The sequence below is a fragment of the Streptomyces sp. NPDC107654 genome (genome assembly GCF_055639035.1).
The window spans coordinates 16,757-32,222 of sequence record NZ_JBVKBI010000002.1 but is presented as its reverse complement, the minus strand read 5'-3'; the positions used below and the strand labels follow the sequence as shown (position 1 = coordinate 32,222).

General features: G+C 73.9%; 14 protein-coding genes. 4 read left to right on the top strand and 10 right to left on the bottom strand.

The genetic code is table 11. From position 1 onward, the window contains the following. Positions 1–26: 26 nt before the first annotated feature. From nirD to ACZ7N4_RS03245, 7 genes are all read right to left on the bottom strand, one after another. Positions 27–377, bottom strand: a complete 351-nt coding sequence (gene nirD / locus ACZ7N4_RS03275) for a nitrite reductase small subunit NirD (RefSeq protein WP_471353210.1) — start codon at positions 375–377, stop codon at positions 27–29. Continuing rightward, positions 374–2,983, bottom strand: a complete 2,610-nt coding sequence (gene nirB / locus ACZ7N4_RS03270) for a nitrite reductase large subunit NirB (RefSeq protein WP_471353208.1) — start codon at positions 2,981–2,983, stop codon at positions 374–376. Before nirB ends, nirD begins: the two co-directional genes overlap by 4 nt. After that, positions 2,984–4,198 (bottom strand): NAD(P)/FAD-dependent oxidoreductase, encoded by a 1,215-nt coding sequence (locus tag ACZ7N4_RS03265; RefSeq protein WP_471353206.1) that lies wholly within the window; start codon positions 4,196–4,198, stop codon positions 2,984–2,986. A 173-nt stretch (positions 4,199–4,371) separates the two neighbouring features. Further along, positions 4,372–4,824, bottom strand: a complete 453-nt coding sequence (locus ACZ7N4_RS03260) for an iron chaperone (protein ID WP_471353204.1) — start codon at positions 4,822–4,824, stop codon at positions 4,372–4,374. 87 nt (positions 4,825–4,911) lie between these two features. After that, positions 4,912–5,541, bottom strand: coding sequence for a class F sortase (locus ACZ7N4_RS03255; RefSeq protein ID WP_471353202.1), 630 nt, complete (start codon positions 5,539–5,541; stop codon positions 4,912–4,914). A gap of 121 nt (positions 5,542–5,662) precedes the next feature. Next, positions 5,663–6,172, bottom strand: a complete 510-nt coding sequence (locus ACZ7N4_RS03250) for a hypothetical protein (protein ID WP_471353200.1) — start codon at positions 6,170–6,172, stop codon at positions 5,663–5,665. A gap of 352 nt (positions 6,173–6,524) precedes the next feature. Beyond that, positions 6,525–8,174: a M4 family metallopeptidase gene (locus ACZ7N4_RS03245; protein ID WP_471353198.1), complete on the bottom strand. Its 1,650-nt coding sequence runs from the start codon at positions 8,172–8,174 to the stop codon at positions 6,525–6,527. 223 nt (positions 8,175–8,397) lie between these two features. Here ACZ7N4_RS03245 and ACZ7N4_RS03240 point away from each other — a divergent pair, with 223 nt between their 5' ends. Both ACZ7N4_RS03240 and ACZ7N4_RS03235 read left to right on the top strand, forming a co-directional pair. Next, on the top strand, positions 8,398–8,802 hold the full coding sequence (locus tag ACZ7N4_RS03240; RefSeq protein WP_471354244.1) for a gamma-glutamylcyclotransferase family protein: 405 nt from the start codon (positions 8,398–8,400) through the stop codon (positions 8,800–8,802). 116 nt (positions 8,803–8,918) lie between these two features. After that, on the top strand, positions 8,919–9,302 hold the full coding sequence (locus ACZ7N4_RS03235; RefSeq protein WP_471353196.1) for a hypothetical protein: 384 nt from the start codon (positions 8,919–8,921) through the stop codon (positions 9,300–9,302). Here the strand turns inward: ACZ7N4_RS03235 and ACZ7N4_RS03230 are convergent, their stop codons facing one another. The 3 genes from ACZ7N4_RS03230 to ACZ7N4_RS03220 form a co-directional block, all read right to left on the bottom strand. Next, positions 9,303–10,142 (bottom strand): arylamine N-acetyltransferase family protein, encoded by an 840-nt coding sequence (locus ACZ7N4_RS03230; RefSeq protein ID WP_471353194.1) that lies wholly within the window; start codon positions 10,140–10,142, stop codon positions 9,303–9,305. It abuts the gene before it with no gap. A gap of 56 nt (positions 10,143–10,198) precedes the next feature. Further along, positions 10,199–12,364, bottom strand: coding sequence for a molybdopterin oxidoreductase family protein (locus ACZ7N4_RS03225; protein ID WP_471353192.1), 2,166 nt, complete (start codon positions 12,362–12,364; stop codon positions 10,199–10,201). 103 nt (positions 12,365–12,467) lie between these two features. Further along, on the bottom strand, positions 12,468–13,145 hold the full coding sequence (locus tag ACZ7N4_RS03220) for a SanA/YdcF family protein (protein ID WP_471353190.1): 678 nt from the start codon (positions 13,143–13,145) through the stop codon (positions 12,468–12,470). Positions 13,146–13,298: 153 nt separating this feature from the next. Between ACZ7N4_RS03220 and ACZ7N4_RS03215 the strand changes: the two genes are divergently transcribed. Further along, positions 13,299–14,087 (top strand): sirohydrochlorin chelatase, encoded by a 789-nt coding sequence (locus ACZ7N4_RS03215; protein WP_471353188.1) that lies wholly within the window; start codon positions 13,299–13,301, stop codon positions 14,085–14,087. Positions 14,088–14,115: 28 nt separating this feature from the next. Further along, on the top strand, positions 14,116–15,390 hold the full coding sequence (locus ACZ7N4_RS03210; protein ID WP_471353186.1) for a deoxyguanosinetriphosphate triphosphohydrolase: 1,275 nt from the start codon (positions 14,116–14,118) through the stop codon (positions 15,388–15,390). Positions 15,391–15,466 lie beyond the last annotated feature (76 nt).

The following is a 15,466-nucleotide window of genomic DNA, read 5'->3' as shown; positions in this document are numbered from 1 at the left end:
TTTCCGGAACGATCGGTCAAGTGTGGTCAGGCCGTGCGGACCTCGTACGCCGTCACCCGTACCTCCTCGTCGTCCAGGCACTGACCGCCGGCCAGGTCGAAGCGCTGCTTCAGCAGCGGGGAGGCGACGAACGGGCGGCCCTCGTGGGTGCCGGTCAGGCCGCGGGAGAGGACGGCCGCGCCGGTGAACGGATCGCGGTTGTCGATGGCGTACAGCCGGTCCGTGCGGTCCCGGAAGACCGCCACCTGACGGCCGTCCGGCAGCAGGGCGGCCACCCCGCGGCCCGGCACCAGCGCGTCCAGGTCGCAGACCGTGAACCAGGTGCCGGCCAGCTGGAGCTGGACCTTCAGGGTGGTCGTCTCAACGGCGAGGGTCATCGCTGGGCGCTTCCTTCCAGGATGTCGTCGGCGGGCCGCAGGCCGATGTCCAGCAGCGGCAGGTCGGGCTTGATCTGGTCGCGCTCGGGGACGAAGGAGACGACCGGGTCGGGGGTGTCCGGTGCGTTCACGAAGGACACGAACCGGGCCAGCTTCTCGGGGTCGTTGACGGTCTCCGCCCACTCGTCGCGGTAGTGCGCGACGTGCGCCCGCATGAGCCTCTCCAGCTCGTCGCAGATGCCGAGCGAGTCGTGCACCACCACGTCCCGCACGTGCTCCAGGCCGCCGGGGACGCGTTCCAGCCAGGTGCTGGTGCGCTCCAGGCGGTCGGCGGTGCGGATGTAGAACATCAGGAACCGGTCGATCAGCCGGACCAGTTCGGCGTCCGACAGGTCCTGGGCCAGCAGGTCGGCGTGGCGGGGGGTGGCGCCGCCGTTGCCGCCGACGTACAGGTTCCAGCCGTTCGCGGTGGCGATCACCCCGAAGTCCTTCGACTGGGCCTCGGCGCACTCGCGCTGGCAGCCGGAGACCGCCGACTTCAGCTTGTGCGGGGAGCGCAGGCCCCGGTAGCGCAGCTCCAGGTCGATCGCCATCCTGACGGAGTCCTGCACGCCGTACCGGCACCAGGTGGAGCCCACGCAGGACTTCACCGTGCGCAGCGCCTTGCCGTACGCGTGCCCCGACTCGAATCCGGCGTCCACCAGCCGCGCCCAGATCAGCGGCAGCTGCTCCACCCGGGCGCCGAACATGTCGATCCGCTGGCCGCCGGTGATCTTCGTGTAGAGACCGAAGTCCCGGGCGATCTCCCCGATCACGATCAGCTTCTCCGGGGCGATCTCCCCGCCGGGGATGCGCGGCACGACCGAGTACGAGCCGTTCTTCTGCAGGTTGGCGAGGAAGTGGTCGTTGGTGTCCTGGAGCGCGGCCTGCTCGCCGTCCAGGACGTAGCCGCTCGCGCCGATCGTGGGGGCGAGGGAGGCGATGATCGAGCCGACCGCCGGCTTGCACACCTCGCAGCCGTCACCGCCCCGGGCGCCCTCGCGGCCGTAGCGGTCCAGCAGCTCCCGGTACGACGCGACGCGCAGCGCGAGGACGATCTCGTACAGCTCCTCGCGGGTCTGGGAGAAGCAGGCGCACAGGCCCTTGTCGACCTCGACGCCGGACGCCTCCAGCTCCGCGGTGACCAGCTGGCCCAGCACCTTCACGCAGCTGCCGCAGCCGGTGCCGGCCTTGGTGCACTTCTTCACCTCGGGCACCGTGGTGCAGCGGTGGTCGGTGACCGCGCCGCGGATCGTGCCCTTGCTGACGTTGTGGCAGGAGCAGATGACCGCGTCGTCGGGCAGCGCGGACGGACCGAGCTGAGCCCCCGAGCCCGCTCCGGCGGGCAGGACGAGCGACTCGGGGGAGACGGGCGGCACCGAGCCGGTGAGCGCGCGCAGGGTGCCGTACGCCTCGGCGTCACCGACCAGGATGCCGCCGAGCAGTGTGCCGTCCGCGCCGATGACCAGCTTCTTGTACAGGCCCGCGCGCGAGTCGGAGTAGACGACGTCCAGGCAGTTCTCGGTGGTGCCGTGCGCGTCACCGAAGGAGGCGACGTCCACGCCGAGCAGCTTCAGCTTGGTGGACAGGTCGGCGCCGGTGAAGGAGGCCTCGTCGGCGGCGATGGTGGCCGCGGCCGTCTCCGCCTGCTCGTAGCCCGGCGCGACAAGGCCGTACACCCGGCCGTCGGCGGCCAGCGCGCACTCGCCGATCGCGAAGACGTGCGGGTCGGAGACGGTCCGGCACTGCTCGTCCACCGCGATGCCGCCGCGCTCGCCGACCGTGAGGCCGCAGGCGCGGGCCAGCTGGTCGCGGGGGCGGACACCGGCGCTGAACACCACCAGGTCGGTGGCGAGTTCCGAGCCGTCGGACAGCTTCATGCCGGTGACGGCGCCGTCGGCGTCCGTCACGATCTCCTGGGTGCCCACACCGGTGTGGACGGCCAGGCCCATCTCCTCGATGGTCCGCAGCAGGGCCGCGCCACCGCCGTCGTCCACCTGCACCGGCATCAGGCGCGGCGCGAACTCCACGATGTGCGCGTTCAGTCCGAGGCCCTTGAGCGCGCCGGCGGCCTCCAGGCCGAGCAGGCCGCCGCCGACCACGGCGCCCGTCGTCGCCCGGGTCCTCGCGTACTCCTCGATGGCCAGCAGGTCCTCGATGGTCCGGTACACGAAGCAGCCGGTGGCGTCCTTGTTCGGGACCGGCGGTACGAACGGGTAGGAGCCGGTGGCGAGGACGAGGACGTCGTAGTCCACGACCAGGCCCGAGCGGGCGGTCACCGTGCGCGCCTCGCGGTCGACGGTCTCCGCCGGGTCGCCGAGGCGCAGCTCGATGCCGTGGTCCTCGATGAACGCCATGTCGGTCAGGGAGAGGTCCTCGGGGGTCCTCCCCGAGAAGTACGAGGTGAGCTGCACGCGGTCGTACGCCGGACGCGGCTCCTCGCACAGCACGACCACGCGGTGCGTGGCGGTCAGGCCGCGCTCGGCGAGCGCTTCGAGGAAGCGCTGGCCGACCATGCCGTGGCCGACGAGCACGATCGTGGGGGTGGCCCCCGGGGTGGCGGTCATTCAGGAGCCTCCATCGTTGGTGAGCAGGTGGAGCAGGGGGCCGTCGTCGGGGAGCGGCTCTGCTCCCTCCCAGGCCCGGGCGAGCGCGCCGACGGTGCCGAGTTCGCCGACGAGGACCCCGCCGACCAGGCGGTCGTCGCGGACGACGACCTTGCGGTAGGTGCCCCGGGTGGCGTCGGCGATCCGTACGACGTCGTCGCCGGGGCGGGGTTCGGTCTCGCCGAACGCGGCGAGGTCGAAGGGGGAGTCGGGCCCGGTGAGGGTCAGCCGGGTCAGGGAGCGGGTGCCGGTGTAGCGGGCACGGGTGTCTCCCGCCAGCAGCCCGGCGAGCGCGTCGGCCTGTTCCAGGGCCGGGGCGGCCAGGCCGTAGACGGTGCCGTCGTGCTGGGCGCAGTCGCCGATGGCGTGGATGTGCGGGTCGGAGGTGCGCAGCGCGTCGTCGACGAGGACGCCGTTGCGCACGGCGAGGCCCGCCTGCTCGGCGAGGCCGGTGCGGGGCCGTACGCCGCAGGCGAGGACCACGAGGTCGGCGTCGAGGGCGTAGCCGTCGGCCAGCTCGACCGAGCGGACCGCGCCGGCGACGCAGCGCACGTCCCGCACCCGGCACTCGGTGTGCGTCTCGACGCCCAGGTCGGTGAGGTGCCGCAGCACCAGCCGGGAGGCGTCCGGGTCGAGCTGGCGCTCCATGAGCCGCTCGGCCTGCTGGGCGAGCACGACCTGGGCGCCGCGCACGGCGAGCGCACGGGCCGCGGAGACGCCGAGCAGCCCGCCGCCGATGACGACCGCCCGCACCCCGGGCCGCACGGCCTTGGCGAGGCCCAGGCAGTCGTCCATGGTGCGGAACGCGTGGACGCCCTCGGGGAGCTGGTGATCAGTCGTGAACAGGCCGCGCAGCGGGGGCAGCACCGGGTTGGAACCGGTGGCCAGGACCAGCGTGTCGTACGCGAGCGACGTGCCGTCGGCGCAGTCGACGGTCCTGGCGGCCCGGTCGATGCCGGTGACCCGGGTGCGCAGCAGGCCGGCGTGCGGCGGGAGCGCGATCACCTCCGGGGCGTACCGGCCGGCGAGCACCTCGGCCAGCAGGACCCGGTTGTACGGCGCGTGCTCCTCGTCGCCGACGAGCAGCGCGGGCACACCCAGCTCGCCGAGCCGCCGGGCGAGCCGTGCGCCCGCGAGGCCGGCGCCGATCACCACCACACGCGTATTCGAGGTCATGCCCCGAGCCTGCGGCCCGGACGTTACCCGGCGGCATCACGTCTGTTTCCCGAGAGGAACGCTGCCCTCATCGGGCGGCGGCCCGGGGTGTGAGGCGGAGACCCGGCCCGGGGTGTGAGGCGGAGACCCGGGTTGGGCGAGGGCGCGGGCCCGGGTGGGGGGACGGCGGGGCCTCAGCGCACCGCCTGTGCCACGAGGGCGGCTATGCGCGCCTCCACCTCCGGTGTCACCTCGGTCAGCGCGAAGGCCGTCGCCCACATCGAGCCCTCGTCCAGCCGGGCCGCGTCGTTGAAACCGAGCGTGGCGTAGCGCGACGTGAACTTCGCCGCGCTCTGGAAGAAGCAGACGACCTTGCCGTCCCGGGCGTAGGCCGGCATGCCGTACCAGAGCTTCGGCGCGAGGTCCGGGGCGGCGGTCGTGACGACGGCGTGGACCCGCTCGGCCATGATCCGGTCCGAGTCCCCCATCTCGGCGATCTTCGCGAGCACGTCCCGCTCCGCCTGCGCCGCCTTCTCCGCGCGCGAGCCGCGGCGCGCCGCCGTCCGCAGCTCCTGCGCGTGCTCCTTCATCGCGGCCCGCTCCTCGGCCGTGAACCCCTCGTGCGTGCCGGTGTCGGTGCCACCCATGGCAGGTCCCCCCGAAGAATCCGTGAAGAATCCGATGTGTGCGATGTGGAGAGGACCCTACCCGGACCCACTGACAACGGGCCGTCTTCAGCGGCTCCCCGTCAGATGGGCGAAGACCACCACGTTGCCCTGGTAGCCGGTGGTCCGCGAGTAGCCCCCGCCGCAGGTGATGACGCGCAGTTCGGGGCGGGGCGCCGCGCCGTACACCTTCTCGTCGGGGAAGGCGCGTGCCGAGTACACCTCCACCGCGTCCACGGTGAACACGGCCACGGTGCCGTCCCGGCGGTCCACCTCGATGCGGGCGCCCCGCTTCAGCGCCCCGAGGTCGTAGAAGACGGCGGGTCCCTCGGTGTTGTCGACATGGCCGGCGACGATCGCGGTGCCCGTCTCCCCCGGGGTGGTGCCGGCCTCGTACCAGCCGGCCAGGTTCTTCTCCTTGGCGGGCGGCGCGTCCAGGGTGCCGGAGCGGGTGAGGGCCAGGCCCGTCAGCGGGGCGTTCACGCGGATCGCGGGGATGCGGATGCGGACCGGCGGGGACGGCGCCAGCGCGGCGGCCGCGCCCCGCGCGTCGGCCGGGTCGAAACGGCCCTCGGCGGCGGCCGGCTGCGGTGGCGTGTGGTCGACGGCGCCGCCGCCGAGCAGCCACACCCCCGAACCGAGGGCCACGACGGTGACCGCGGCTATGGCGGTGTCGCCGAGCCTGGAGCTGCTGCGCATGCGATCCCCTCTCCCGGGGGCGGACCCCCCGAAGCCCTATCCCCCTCCGGGCCGCGAGGGGCGTCGGACCCGGAGGGGGCGGGATGTGCGGTACCGGCGGACGGACAGCGGAGGGTGTCCGTCAGATCCCGTCGCCTCTCGCCCGGCGATGCAGGAGCCAGGTACCGCCCGCGGCGGCGACGGCCAGTGCCGCCACACCCGCCGCGGTCTGCACGGGGTCGGGGCCCAGTCCGCCGCCGACCCCCGTCTTCACGCTTCCCCGCGGCTGCACCTGTTCGTACGCCGCGCTCAACGCCACCACCAGGTCGCCCGTCACCTGCCGGTCACCCTCGGCGCACCGGGCGACGATCTCGTACGTCCCCGGCTGCGCGCTCGGCGGCACCCGGAACTGGCCGATCGCCTCGCCCTCGTGCGCGCTCGGTGCCAGCGTGAACGTGCCGGCGCCGACCGCGCCCGCGTCACCGGTCGCGGCGCCGGGGTCGCCGCACGCGGCGGTGTTCACCGAGACCTGGCCACCGGGTGCCACGGTGGACGGGTACACGTCCAGACGGCCGGACCCGGCGGCGTGGGCGGGTGCCGCGGCGGCCACGGCGAGCGCGGTACCGGCCAGCAGACGGGCAGTGCGTCGCATGGTGCTCCCCAGAGCTTGTCCGACTCGTCCAGGGGTGCGCCCCTGCCCTACCGAGGTAAGTCGCTCCGGGGCGCGGCCGCTTCCTGAGGGAGCGTCAGAAATGCGGTGAACGGGTGTCGTCGGCGCCCCCCGCGCGGCCTAGTCCGCGCGGCGTTCCGGCAGGTCAGGGGGGTCCGAGGGCGCAGGACGAGACGGTGGTACGAAAAGCACACGAATGGACCGGTGGGGGAGGTGAACGGGTGACGAAGAGGGCCGGTGCCGTGCGGCACCGGCCCTGGGGGCGGGCGTGCCAGGCGAACGGCCGCCCCGGGGCGGGGTGCTCCGGGGCGGGCGTGCCGGCTGTCCCGCCGGATCAGTTCACGTTGACCGCGCTCCAGGCGGCGGCCACCGCGTTGTACTCCGCGCTGCCCGCGCCGTAGAGGTCCTTGGCCGCGTTGAGGGTGGCCGTGCGCGCACCCGCGTAGTTGGTCGAGGAGGTCATGTAGACCGTCAGCGCCCGGTACCAGATCCTGCCGACCTTGTCCCGGCCGATGCCGGTGACCGTCGAGCCGTTGTACGTCGGCGAGTCGTAGCTGACGCCGTTGATCGTCTTCGGGCCGCTGCCCTCGGCCAGCAGGTAGGCGAAGTGGTTGGCGACGCCGGAGGAGTAGTGGACGTCCAGGTTCCCGACCGAGGAGCTCCAGTAGTCCGCCGAACTCCCGTCCCTGGAGGGCTTGTCCATGAAGCGCAGCGCCGCCTTGCCGAAGCCGGACTTCACGATCTTCTCGCCGATGAGGTAGTCACCGGGGTCGGAGGAGTTGTCCGCGTACCACTCGACCATCGTGCCGAGGATGTCCGAGGTGGCCTCGTTGAGTCCGCCGGACTCGCCGGAGTACGTCAGCGCCGCCGTCTTCGACGTCACTCCGTGGCTCATCTCGTGCCCGGCGACGTCGAGGGCGACCAGCGGTCCGAAGGTGGTCCCGTCACCGTCGCCGTACGTCATGCAGAAGCAACTGTCGTCCCAGAAGGCGTTGTTGTAGTTGCTGCCGTAGTGGACGCGGTTGTACGAGCCCTTGCCGTCGCCGGCGATGCCGTTGCGGCCGTGGACGTTCTTGTAGTAGTCCCAGGTCTCGTTGGTGCCGTACTGCGCGTCGACGGCGGCGGAGGAGCGGTCCGCCGTGGTGCCCGTGCCCCAGTGGTTGTCGGCATCCGTGAACAGGGTGGCGGGGGCCCGGCTGAAGCAGATCCCGAAGATGCACAGGTCGGTCTTGTTCGCCGCGTCACCGGTGTAGGTGTTGCCGCGCGTCGGGTCCTTGAGCTGGTACGACGACCCGGACTGGGTGGTCTCCAGCGCCACCGTCCCGCTGTAGAGGCCCTTGCCGTCGCCGGTGGCCGTCTCGATGCTGTCCCAGGCGTCGATCCGGGCGCCGGTGCGCGCGTCGGTCAGCACGGTCCGGGCGACGGGGTTGCCGAGCGAGTCCAGGCCGACCGCGTTGGTGCGCCAGGCGAGCCTCGGGCTGCCGTGCAGGGCGTCGACGACCAGTTCCGGCTTGGCCTTGACCTGCTTCAGCGTCGTACCGGGGGTGGCCGCGCGCAGGGCGCTCACGGCGAGGCCGGCGGCTTTGGGGCCGGAGACCGCCGGGGTGACGGAGGGCAGGGAGATCGCCTGCCGGGTGGCACGGTCGGCGCCGCGGTAGCCGCCGTCGGATCCCAGGTGGACGACGAAGTCGCCGCCGACGACCGGGAGTCCGCGGTAGGTGCGGTCGTAGCGGACGTGCTGGGTGCCGTCCCTGTCCACGATGACGTCCCGGACGCTGGTGTCCTGGGGGGAGGTGAGGCCGAGGGCGGTGGCGTGGGCGAGAAGTGCCGAGGCCGCGTTCTCGATCGCGGCGGCCCGGGTGGGTCTGCCGTCGGCGTGGGCGGCGGGGGAGAGGCTGACGGCCAGCAGGGTCGCGGTGGTGAGGGCGACACCGGCGGTGGCCGTGCGACGGGTTCCTCGGGTGTGCTGCCGTATCCGGCTCATACGTCTCCTCGGGGAGGCGCCAGGCTAGGCGTGGGGGTGGCGCTGGTCCCCGAGATTTAAGTGCGCATGACATGTCATGTCCATAGCGCCGTCATGGAGATGTGTGGGGAGCCGGCGAGGGTACAGAATCGTTTCCGTGATCGCCGAGGACCGCCCACGGGGAGACAGCCGCAAAGGCAGCCGCGAAGGCAGCCGCGAAGACGTCCGCGAGGACGCCCGCCCCCTGCCCTTCTTCGTCTACGGCACGCTCCGCCCCGGCGAGCCCAACCACGACCTCCTCCTGCGCGGCCGCACCCTCGCCGAGGAACCGGGACGCCTCGCCGGGGCCGTCCTGTACGACGGCCCCGGCTACCCCTACGCCGTCGAGGAACCCGGCGGAACCGTGCGCGGCGAGCTGGTGACCGCGCTCCCGGAGGCGTACGCGGACCTGCTCGCCGCCCTGGACCGGCTGGAGGAGTACGTGCCGGGCGACCCCCGCAACCTCTACGAACGCGCCGCCCGGGACATCGCCCACGGCGCCGGCGGCACCGTCCGCGCCTGGGTCTACCTCGCCGCCCCCCACGTCGCCGCCCGGCTGCGCGAGACCGGCACCCGCATCCCGGACGGCGACTGGATCTCCCGCCGCTGACCCGGTCCGGTGTCCCGGGCGCCGCCGGCCCGGCCCGGCGTCCCCGGCGCCGCCGACTCGGCCCTGCGCCCCCAGGGCCTGTCCGGCGGATCCTTGATCCGTATGGTCATGGGGCCATGAAGGTTCTGATCCTGCTGTTCGCCGCGTTCGTCGTTTTCGTCATGCCGACCTCCCTGGTGTGGCTGCTGGGGAGGCGAGCGAGGATCCCTGACTGGATGACGATCGTGTTCCTGCTGGCCGGGTGGCTGACCGTGGTGGTCGGCTGGGCCCTCTCGCAGCGCGCGCAGCCGAGCCTGTTTCCCGAGACGTCGCCCTGCCACGCGACGCGCGGCGCTCCTGTCTCGCGGTATTTCCCGCCCGACTCCTTCTGCCTTCACGCGGACGGGGAGTTGCGGACGGTCAACGGGCCGAACGCCAGGCTCGTGTTCCGGACCGCCGCCGGCACCACCTTGGCGACGGCGGTCGCCGCCGCCTTCGCGCGGCGTCGTCGAGGAGCCTGATCAGCCCAGCAGCTCCAGCCCCTCCGGCACCTCGATGCCGAACTCCTCCTCCACCAGGCGCCGCGTCTCCGCCTCCCGGGTCAGCGTGCGCTCGGTCACCGTGCCGTCGGCGCGGGTCTCGGTGAACCGGGCGCCGTCCAGGGCGAGATGACGCTCGGCGGTGGTCCGCTGCAGGTAGGGGCGGCGGGTGAACGGGGAGCGCGGGTGGGTGCCGACGAACCAGTTGAACACCTCGAAGTCCGGTGCGGCGAACGGCTCCTGGGTGAACGCGTACTGCCCGGCCCACACCTCGTCCCGGGCGTCGTGGGCCTGCAGCTCCCACAGCTCCAGCGGCCCCTCGTGCGGCAGCCGCGCCAGCCGGTGCCGGCGTCCGGCGCCCTCGAAGTCGGTGCCGGTCTCCAGCGGTACCGGCAGCAGCAGCGCCCCGGGCGCGCCGAAGCCGACGTCCGCCAGGTACGGCCGCGGCTCGCCCGGCACCTCGACCCGGAGCATCGCGTGCGTCCGCGGCCGGCTCTCCGGTGTCTCGGCGCCCACCACCACGCGGCCGGCCAGCGGGGTCACCCGGAAACCGAGCGCCTCCAGCGCCAGCCGGAGCAGGGTGTTGTGCTCGTAGCAGTAGCCGCCGCGCCGGCCGTGGACCATCTTCGCCATCAGGTCGGCGGGCGCCAGCGAGGGGGCCGTCCCGCGCACCGGGTCCAGGTTCTCGAAGGGCAGCGACAGCGCGTGCGCCAGGTGCACGCCCCGCAGGGTGGCCAGGCCGGCCCGGCGCTCGCCCTTCCAGCCGATGCGGTCCAGATAGGCGTCCAGGTCGTACGACGGGGTCTGCTCGGTGTCGGACATGCTCCGAACCTATGCGAGCCTTGCCGCCGGCGCCGCGTCCGGCGGACGGAACCGCTCTACTCCCCTGGCCCTAGGACCTCCACCCGCACCGCGCACGACTTGAACTCCGGCATCCGGGACGTGGGGTCCAGGGCCGGGTTGGTGAGCGTGTTGGCGCGGCCCTCGCCCGGCCAGTGGAAGGGCATGAACACGGTGTCCGGCCGGATGGCGGTCGTGATCCGGGCCGGTGCCACGGCCCGGCCGCGCCGGGACACCACCGCCAGCCGGTCGCCGTCCGCCGCGCCGAGGCGGGCCGCCAGCCGCGGGTGCAGCTCCACGAAGGGGCCGGGCGCCGCCGCGTTCAGCTCGGCCACGCGCCGGGTCTGCGCCCCCGACTGGTACTGCGACACGACCCGCCCGGTGGTCAGCAGCAGCGGATACGCGGCATCCGGCTCCTCCGCGGTCGCCCGGTGCACCACGGGTACGAACCGGGCCCGGCCGTCGGGGGTGGGGAAGCGGTCGAGGAAGAGGCGGGGGGTGCCGGGGTGCGCGGGGCCGGCGTCGGTCGCAGGGCCGCCGGGCAACGGGTCCGGGACCGCGTCCGCGCCGTCGGCCGTGGCCGTCACCCGCGGGTCCGGCTGCTCCGGGCACGGCCAGAAGACGCCGTTCTCCTCCGCCAGGCGACGGTAGGTGATGCCCGAGTAGTCGGCGGGGCCGCCGGCGCTGGCGCGGCGGAGCTCCTCGAAGACCTCCTCCGGGTCGGCCGGGAAGCCCTTCTCCACGCCGAGGCGGCCGGCCAGCTCGTGCAGGACGTACAGGTCGCTGCGGACGCCGGGCGGCGGGGCGACGGCCTGCCGGCGCAGCAGCACCCGGCCCTCCAGGCTGGTCGTCGTGCCCGTCTCCTCCGCCCACTGGGTGACCGGCAGCACGACGTCCGCCAGCTCCGCCGTCTCCGACAGCACGACGTCGGCCACCGCGAGGAAGTCCAGTGCGCGCAGGCGCTGTTCGACATGGGCGGCGCGCGGGGCCGACACCACCGGGTTGGAGCCCATCAGCAGCAGCGCCCGGACGTCCGTGCCGAGGGCGTCGAGGAGTTCGTACGCGCTGCGCCCGGGGCCGGGCAGGCTGTCGGGGTCCACGCCCCACACCCCGGCCACGTGCCGCCGCGCCACCGGGTCGTCCAGCTTGCGGTAGCCGGGCAACTGGTCCGCCTTCTGGCCGTGTTCGCGCCCGCCCTGCCCGTTGCCCTGCCCGGTCAGGCAGCCGTACCCGGACAACGGACGGCCAGGACGCCCCGTCGCCAGGCACAGGTTGATCCACGCGCCCACCGTGTCCGTGCCCTTGGACTGCTGCTCCGGTCCGCGCGCCGTGAGCACCATCGCCGACTCCGGCGCGCAGAACATCCGCACGGCCTCCCGCAGCTGCGGCACCGGGACCCCGGTGATCCGCTCCACGTACTCCGGCCAGTGCGCCATCGCCGCGGCCCGGGCCTCCTCCCACCCGGAGGTACGCTCCCGGATGTACTCCTCGTCCGTGCGCCCCTCCGCCACCACCAGGTGCAGCAGGCCGAGCGCGAGGGCCAGGTCGGTGCCGGGGCGCGGCGCGAGGTGCAGGTCCGCCTGCTCGGCCGTCCTCGTGCGGCGCGGGTCGACGACGATCAGCGTGCCGCCGTTCTCCCGCAGCTCCGTGAGGAAACGCAGCGACGGGGGCATGGTCTCGGCCAGGTTGGACCCGACGAGGATCACACAGCCCGTCCCCGGGACGTCCTCCAGCGGGAACGGCAGCCCCCGGTCGAGGCCGAACGCCCTGGTGCCGGCCGCCGCGGCCGACGACATGCAGAACCGGCCGTTGTAGTCGATCTGCGAGGTCCCCAGCACCACCCGCGCGAACTTGCCGAGCGCGTACGCCTTCTCGTTGGTCAGCCCGCCCCCGCCGAACACCCCGAGCGCGTCGGCGCCGTACCGCTCCCGCGTCGCCCGCAGCCGCCCGGCGATCCGGTCCAGCGCCTCCGCCCAGCTCGCCTCCACCAGCCGGCCGCCCTCCCGCACCAGCGGCGCGGTCAGCCGTACCGCGGGGGACAGCACCTCGGCCGCCGTACGGCCCTTGCCGCACAGCGCGCCCCGGTTGACGGGGAAGTCGGGGCGTTCGGTGACCTCGACGCCCCCCTGGGGCAGGGGCGTGATGTTCATCCCGCACTGCAGGGCGCAGTACGGGCAGTGGGTGGGCGTCGAGGTGTTCTCCATACCGCCCAGCGTCCGTCCGGCGTGTTACGCCCCCGTACCGCACCCGGTTACACCCCCGGCACGGCGACCTCCCCGCGCCGCCCCGGCCGCCGTGAGGGAACCGTCACCGCCCGGCGGCCAGCGCCCGCGCCACCCCCGGTTCCCGCGGCCCCAGGAACCGCGGATCCGGCCGCAGCACCGCGTCCAGCGCCGCCTTGCCCGCCGCGAACACCTCGCGCGTCCCGCCGTAGTACCAGGTCGCGTCGTGTTTCGCGTCGACTCCGACGCCGTACGACTCGATCCCCGCCGCCTCGCACAACGCCACCGCCCGCCGGATGTGGAATCCCTGGCTGATCAGCACGGCCCGGTCGACGCCGAAGATCTTCTTCGCCCGGACACAGGAGTCCCAGGTGTCGAACCCGGCGTAGTCGCCGACGATCCGGGTGTCCGGCACCCCGTGCCGCGTGAGGTAGGCGCGCATGGCGTCGGGCTCGTCGTAGTCCTCCCGGCTGTTGTCCCCGGTGACCAGGACGACCTCGATCCGCCCCGCCCGGTACAGCCTCGCCGCCGCGTCCAGCCGGTGCGCGAGGTACGGCGACGGCTCCCCCTGCCACAGCCCGGCCCCGAACACCACCGCGACCTCGGTGCGCGGGACGTCCGCCGTCGTGCGCAGCCGGTCCGCCGTGGACACGTACAGCCAGGTCGACGGCAGCAGCGCCAGCACACACCCGGCCATCACGGCCCGCACCAGCCGCCGCTGCCCGGCCCGCGTGCGCGGCCATCGCGGCCGACGGATCTTCATACGGTCCCCCCGTGCTCGCCTCCGACCATGGAGGACGCCGGCGACGCCGGTCCGGTTCGCCTCACACCGCGCGGGCGTTCGAGGTGAACCCGAGGAAAACACCCGTGACGGCCGCGCAACGGGCACGCAACGTGCCCCGGTCAGGATCGCTCCATGACGGCGTCCACCCCACCCCGCACCGGCAGCCGGCTCGTCTCCCCGCTCGGCCGCCGCCGCCCGGCCCCGACCGCCCTCGTGCTGGTCGCCCACGGCAGCCGCGACCCGCGGGCGCTCACCACCGTGCGGGCCCTCATGGCCCGGGTCCGCGCACTGCGGCCCGGCCTCCCCGTCCGCCTGGGCCACATCGAGCTGAACGAGCCCCTGCTCCCCGACACCCTCGCCGCCCTCGGCGACACCCCCGCCGTCCTCGTCCCGCTCCTCCTGGGCCGCGGTTACCACGTGAAGCAGGACATCCCGGAGATGGCCGCGGCGGCCTCGGCCGACACCCGTACGGCTCCGCCCCTCGGCCCCCACCCCCTCCTGGCCGAGGCCCTGCACGCCCGCCTGCTGGAGGCCGGCTGGCCGACCGCCATGGACGACACCGCCCGCCGCTCGACCGCCGTCGTCCTCGCCGCGGCCGGCTCCCGCGACCCCGACTCGGCCGGCGACACCCGCCGCACCGCCCGCCTCCTCGCCGCCCGCCTGGACGTCCCGGTGATCCCGGCGTACGCCTCGGCGGCGACGCCGACGGTGCCGACCGCTCTGCGCGCCCTGGCGGCGAGGGGCCGCCACCGGGTGGCCGTGGCCTCCTGCTTCACGGCCCCGGGCCGCTTCGCCACGCAGTGCGCGCGAGCGGCGCCGTGGATCGCGTCGGCTCCGCTGGGAGCCCAGGACGCGATGGCCCACCTGATCCTGCACCGCTACGACCAGAGCGCGTCAGCACGGTCGGCCGCGGCCGCCTGAGCGGCACGGGGTGGCTTACTGTCGAGGCATGGAAGGCACCGCACTCTCGACGGCATACGACCCGGCGTCAGCCGAGCGCTGGGCCCCCGAACCCGACAAGCGCCCCGGCCGTACCGCCTTCCAGCGCGACCGCGCCCGCGTCCTGCACTCGGCCGCGCTCAGACGCCTGGCCGGCAAGACGCAGGTGGTGACCCCGGGGACCAGGAGCCAGATCTGGGACGCCAGCCCCCGCACCCGCCTCACCCACTCCCTCGAATGCGCCCAGGTGGGCCGGGAACTGGGCGCGGCCCTCGGCTGTGACCCGGACCTGGTGGAGGCGGCCTGCCTCTCGCACGACCTCGGTCATCCGCCCTTCGGCCACAACGGCGAACAGGCCCTGAACGAGTTCGCCGACGACTGCGGCGGTTTCGAGGGCAACGCCCAGTCCCTGCGCCTCCTCACCCGCATCGAGCCGAAACGGTTCACTCCCGAGGGGTCCGTCGGCCTGAACCTCACCCGCGCCACCCTCGACGCCGCCGCCAAGTACCCCTGGCCGCGCGGCGCTCACCCCACCGACCCGGCGTCGGGCAAGTTCGGCGTGTACGAGGACGACCGCCCGGTGTTCGACTGGGTCCGGGCGTACGCGCCCGGCGCCCGCACCTGCTTCGAGGCGCAGGTCATGGACTGGTCGGACGACGTGGCGTACTCGGTGCACGACGTCGAGGACGGACTGCACGCCGGCCACATCGACCCCAACTGCCTGCACGCGGAGCCGGAACGGCAGGCGGTGTTCGCGGTCGCCGTCGGCCGGTACGTGCCCGCGGACACCGATCCGGCGGAACTCGCCGCCGCCCTGGACCGCCTCCAGGACGAGGAGTGGTGGCCGCACGGCTACGACGGCACGGCCGTCGCCCAGGCCCGGCTGAAGGACGCCACCAGCCAGCTCATCGGCCGGTTCTGCCTGGCCGCCGAGAGAGCCACCCGCAGCGCGTACGGAACCGGCCGGCTCACCCGCTACGGCGCCGAACTCGTCGTACCGCGCGGGACCCGCATGGAGTGCGCGGTGCTCAAGGCGGTCGCGGTCCGGTACGTGATGCAGCGCGCCGAGCAGGAGCGGCTCCGCGCCGACCAGCGGGTCGTCGTCGCGGAGCTGGCCGAGGCGCTGACCGCCCGCGCGCCCGAGGGTCTGGACCCCCAGTTCCGGGCGCTGTTCGACGCGGCGGGCGACGACCGGGCGCGCAAGCGGGTGATCGTAGACCAGATCGCCTCCCTCACCGACGCCTCCGCGCTCTCGCTGCACGCGAGACTGACAGGGCATATGTGAGAGGAACATGACCGGCCGTGGCCTGATCGGGTCACACCCTCTTCCCGCAGCACGCCGTGTGCGGGACGCTCGCATG

What these genes read in the sequence shown, in the direction of transcription:
- ACZ7N4_RS03235 (WP_471353196.1), top strand. Translation starts at nt 8,919, where the DNA reads ATGAAGGTTCTGATCCTGCTGTTCGCCGCGTTCGTCGTTTTCGTCATG.
- ACZ7N4_RS03260 (WP_471353204.1), bottom strand. Translation starts at nt 4,824, where the DNA reads ATGGGTGGCACCGACACCGGCACGCACGAGGGGTTCACGGCCGAGGAG.
- ACZ7N4_RS03210 (WP_471353186.1), top strand. Translation starts at nt 14,116, where the DNA reads ATGGAAGGCACCGCACTCTCGACGGCATACGACCCGGCGTCAGCCGAG.
- ACZ7N4_RS03225 (WP_471353192.1), bottom strand. Translation starts at nt 12,364, where the DNA reads ATGGAGAACACCTCGACGCCCACCCACTGCCCGTACTGCGCCCTGCAG.
- ACZ7N4_RS03230 (WP_471353194.1), bottom strand. Translation starts at nt 10,142, where the DNA reads ATGTCCGACACCGAGCAGACCCCGTCGTACGACCTGGACGCCTATCTG.
- ACZ7N4_RS03255 (WP_471353202.1), bottom strand. Translation starts at nt 5,541, where the DNA reads ATGCGCAGCAGCTCCAGGCTCGGCGACACCGCCATAGCCGCGGTCACC.
- nirB (WP_471353208.1), bottom strand. Translation starts at nt 2,983, where the DNA reads ATGACCGCCACCCCGGGGGCCACCCCCACGATCGTGCTCGTCGGCCAC.
- ACZ7N4_RS03250 (WP_471353200.1), bottom strand. Translation starts at nt 6,172, where the DNA reads ATGCGACGCACTGCCCGTCTGCTGGCCGGTACCGCGCTCGCCGTGGCC.
- ACZ7N4_RS03245 (WP_471353198.1), bottom strand. Translation starts at nt 8,174, where the DNA reads ATGAGCCGGATACGGCAGCACACCCGAGGAACCCGTCGCACGGCCACC.
- nirD (WP_471353210.1), bottom strand. Translation starts at nt 377, where the DNA reads ATGACCCTCGCCGTTGAGACGACCACCCTGAAGGTCCAGCTCCAGCTG.
- ACZ7N4_RS03265 (WP_471353206.1), bottom strand. Translation starts at nt 4,198, where the DNA reads ATGACCTCGAATACGCGTGTGGTGGTGATCGGCGCCGGCCTCGCGGGC.
- ACZ7N4_RS03215 (WP_471353188.1), top strand. Translation starts at nt 13,299, where the DNA reads ATGACGGCGTCCACCCCACCCCGCACCGGCAGCCGGCTCGTCTCCCCG.
- ACZ7N4_RS03220 (WP_471353190.1), bottom strand. Translation starts at nt 13,145, where the DNA reads ATGAAGATCCGTCGGCCGCGATGGCCGCGCACGCGGGCCGGGCAGCGG.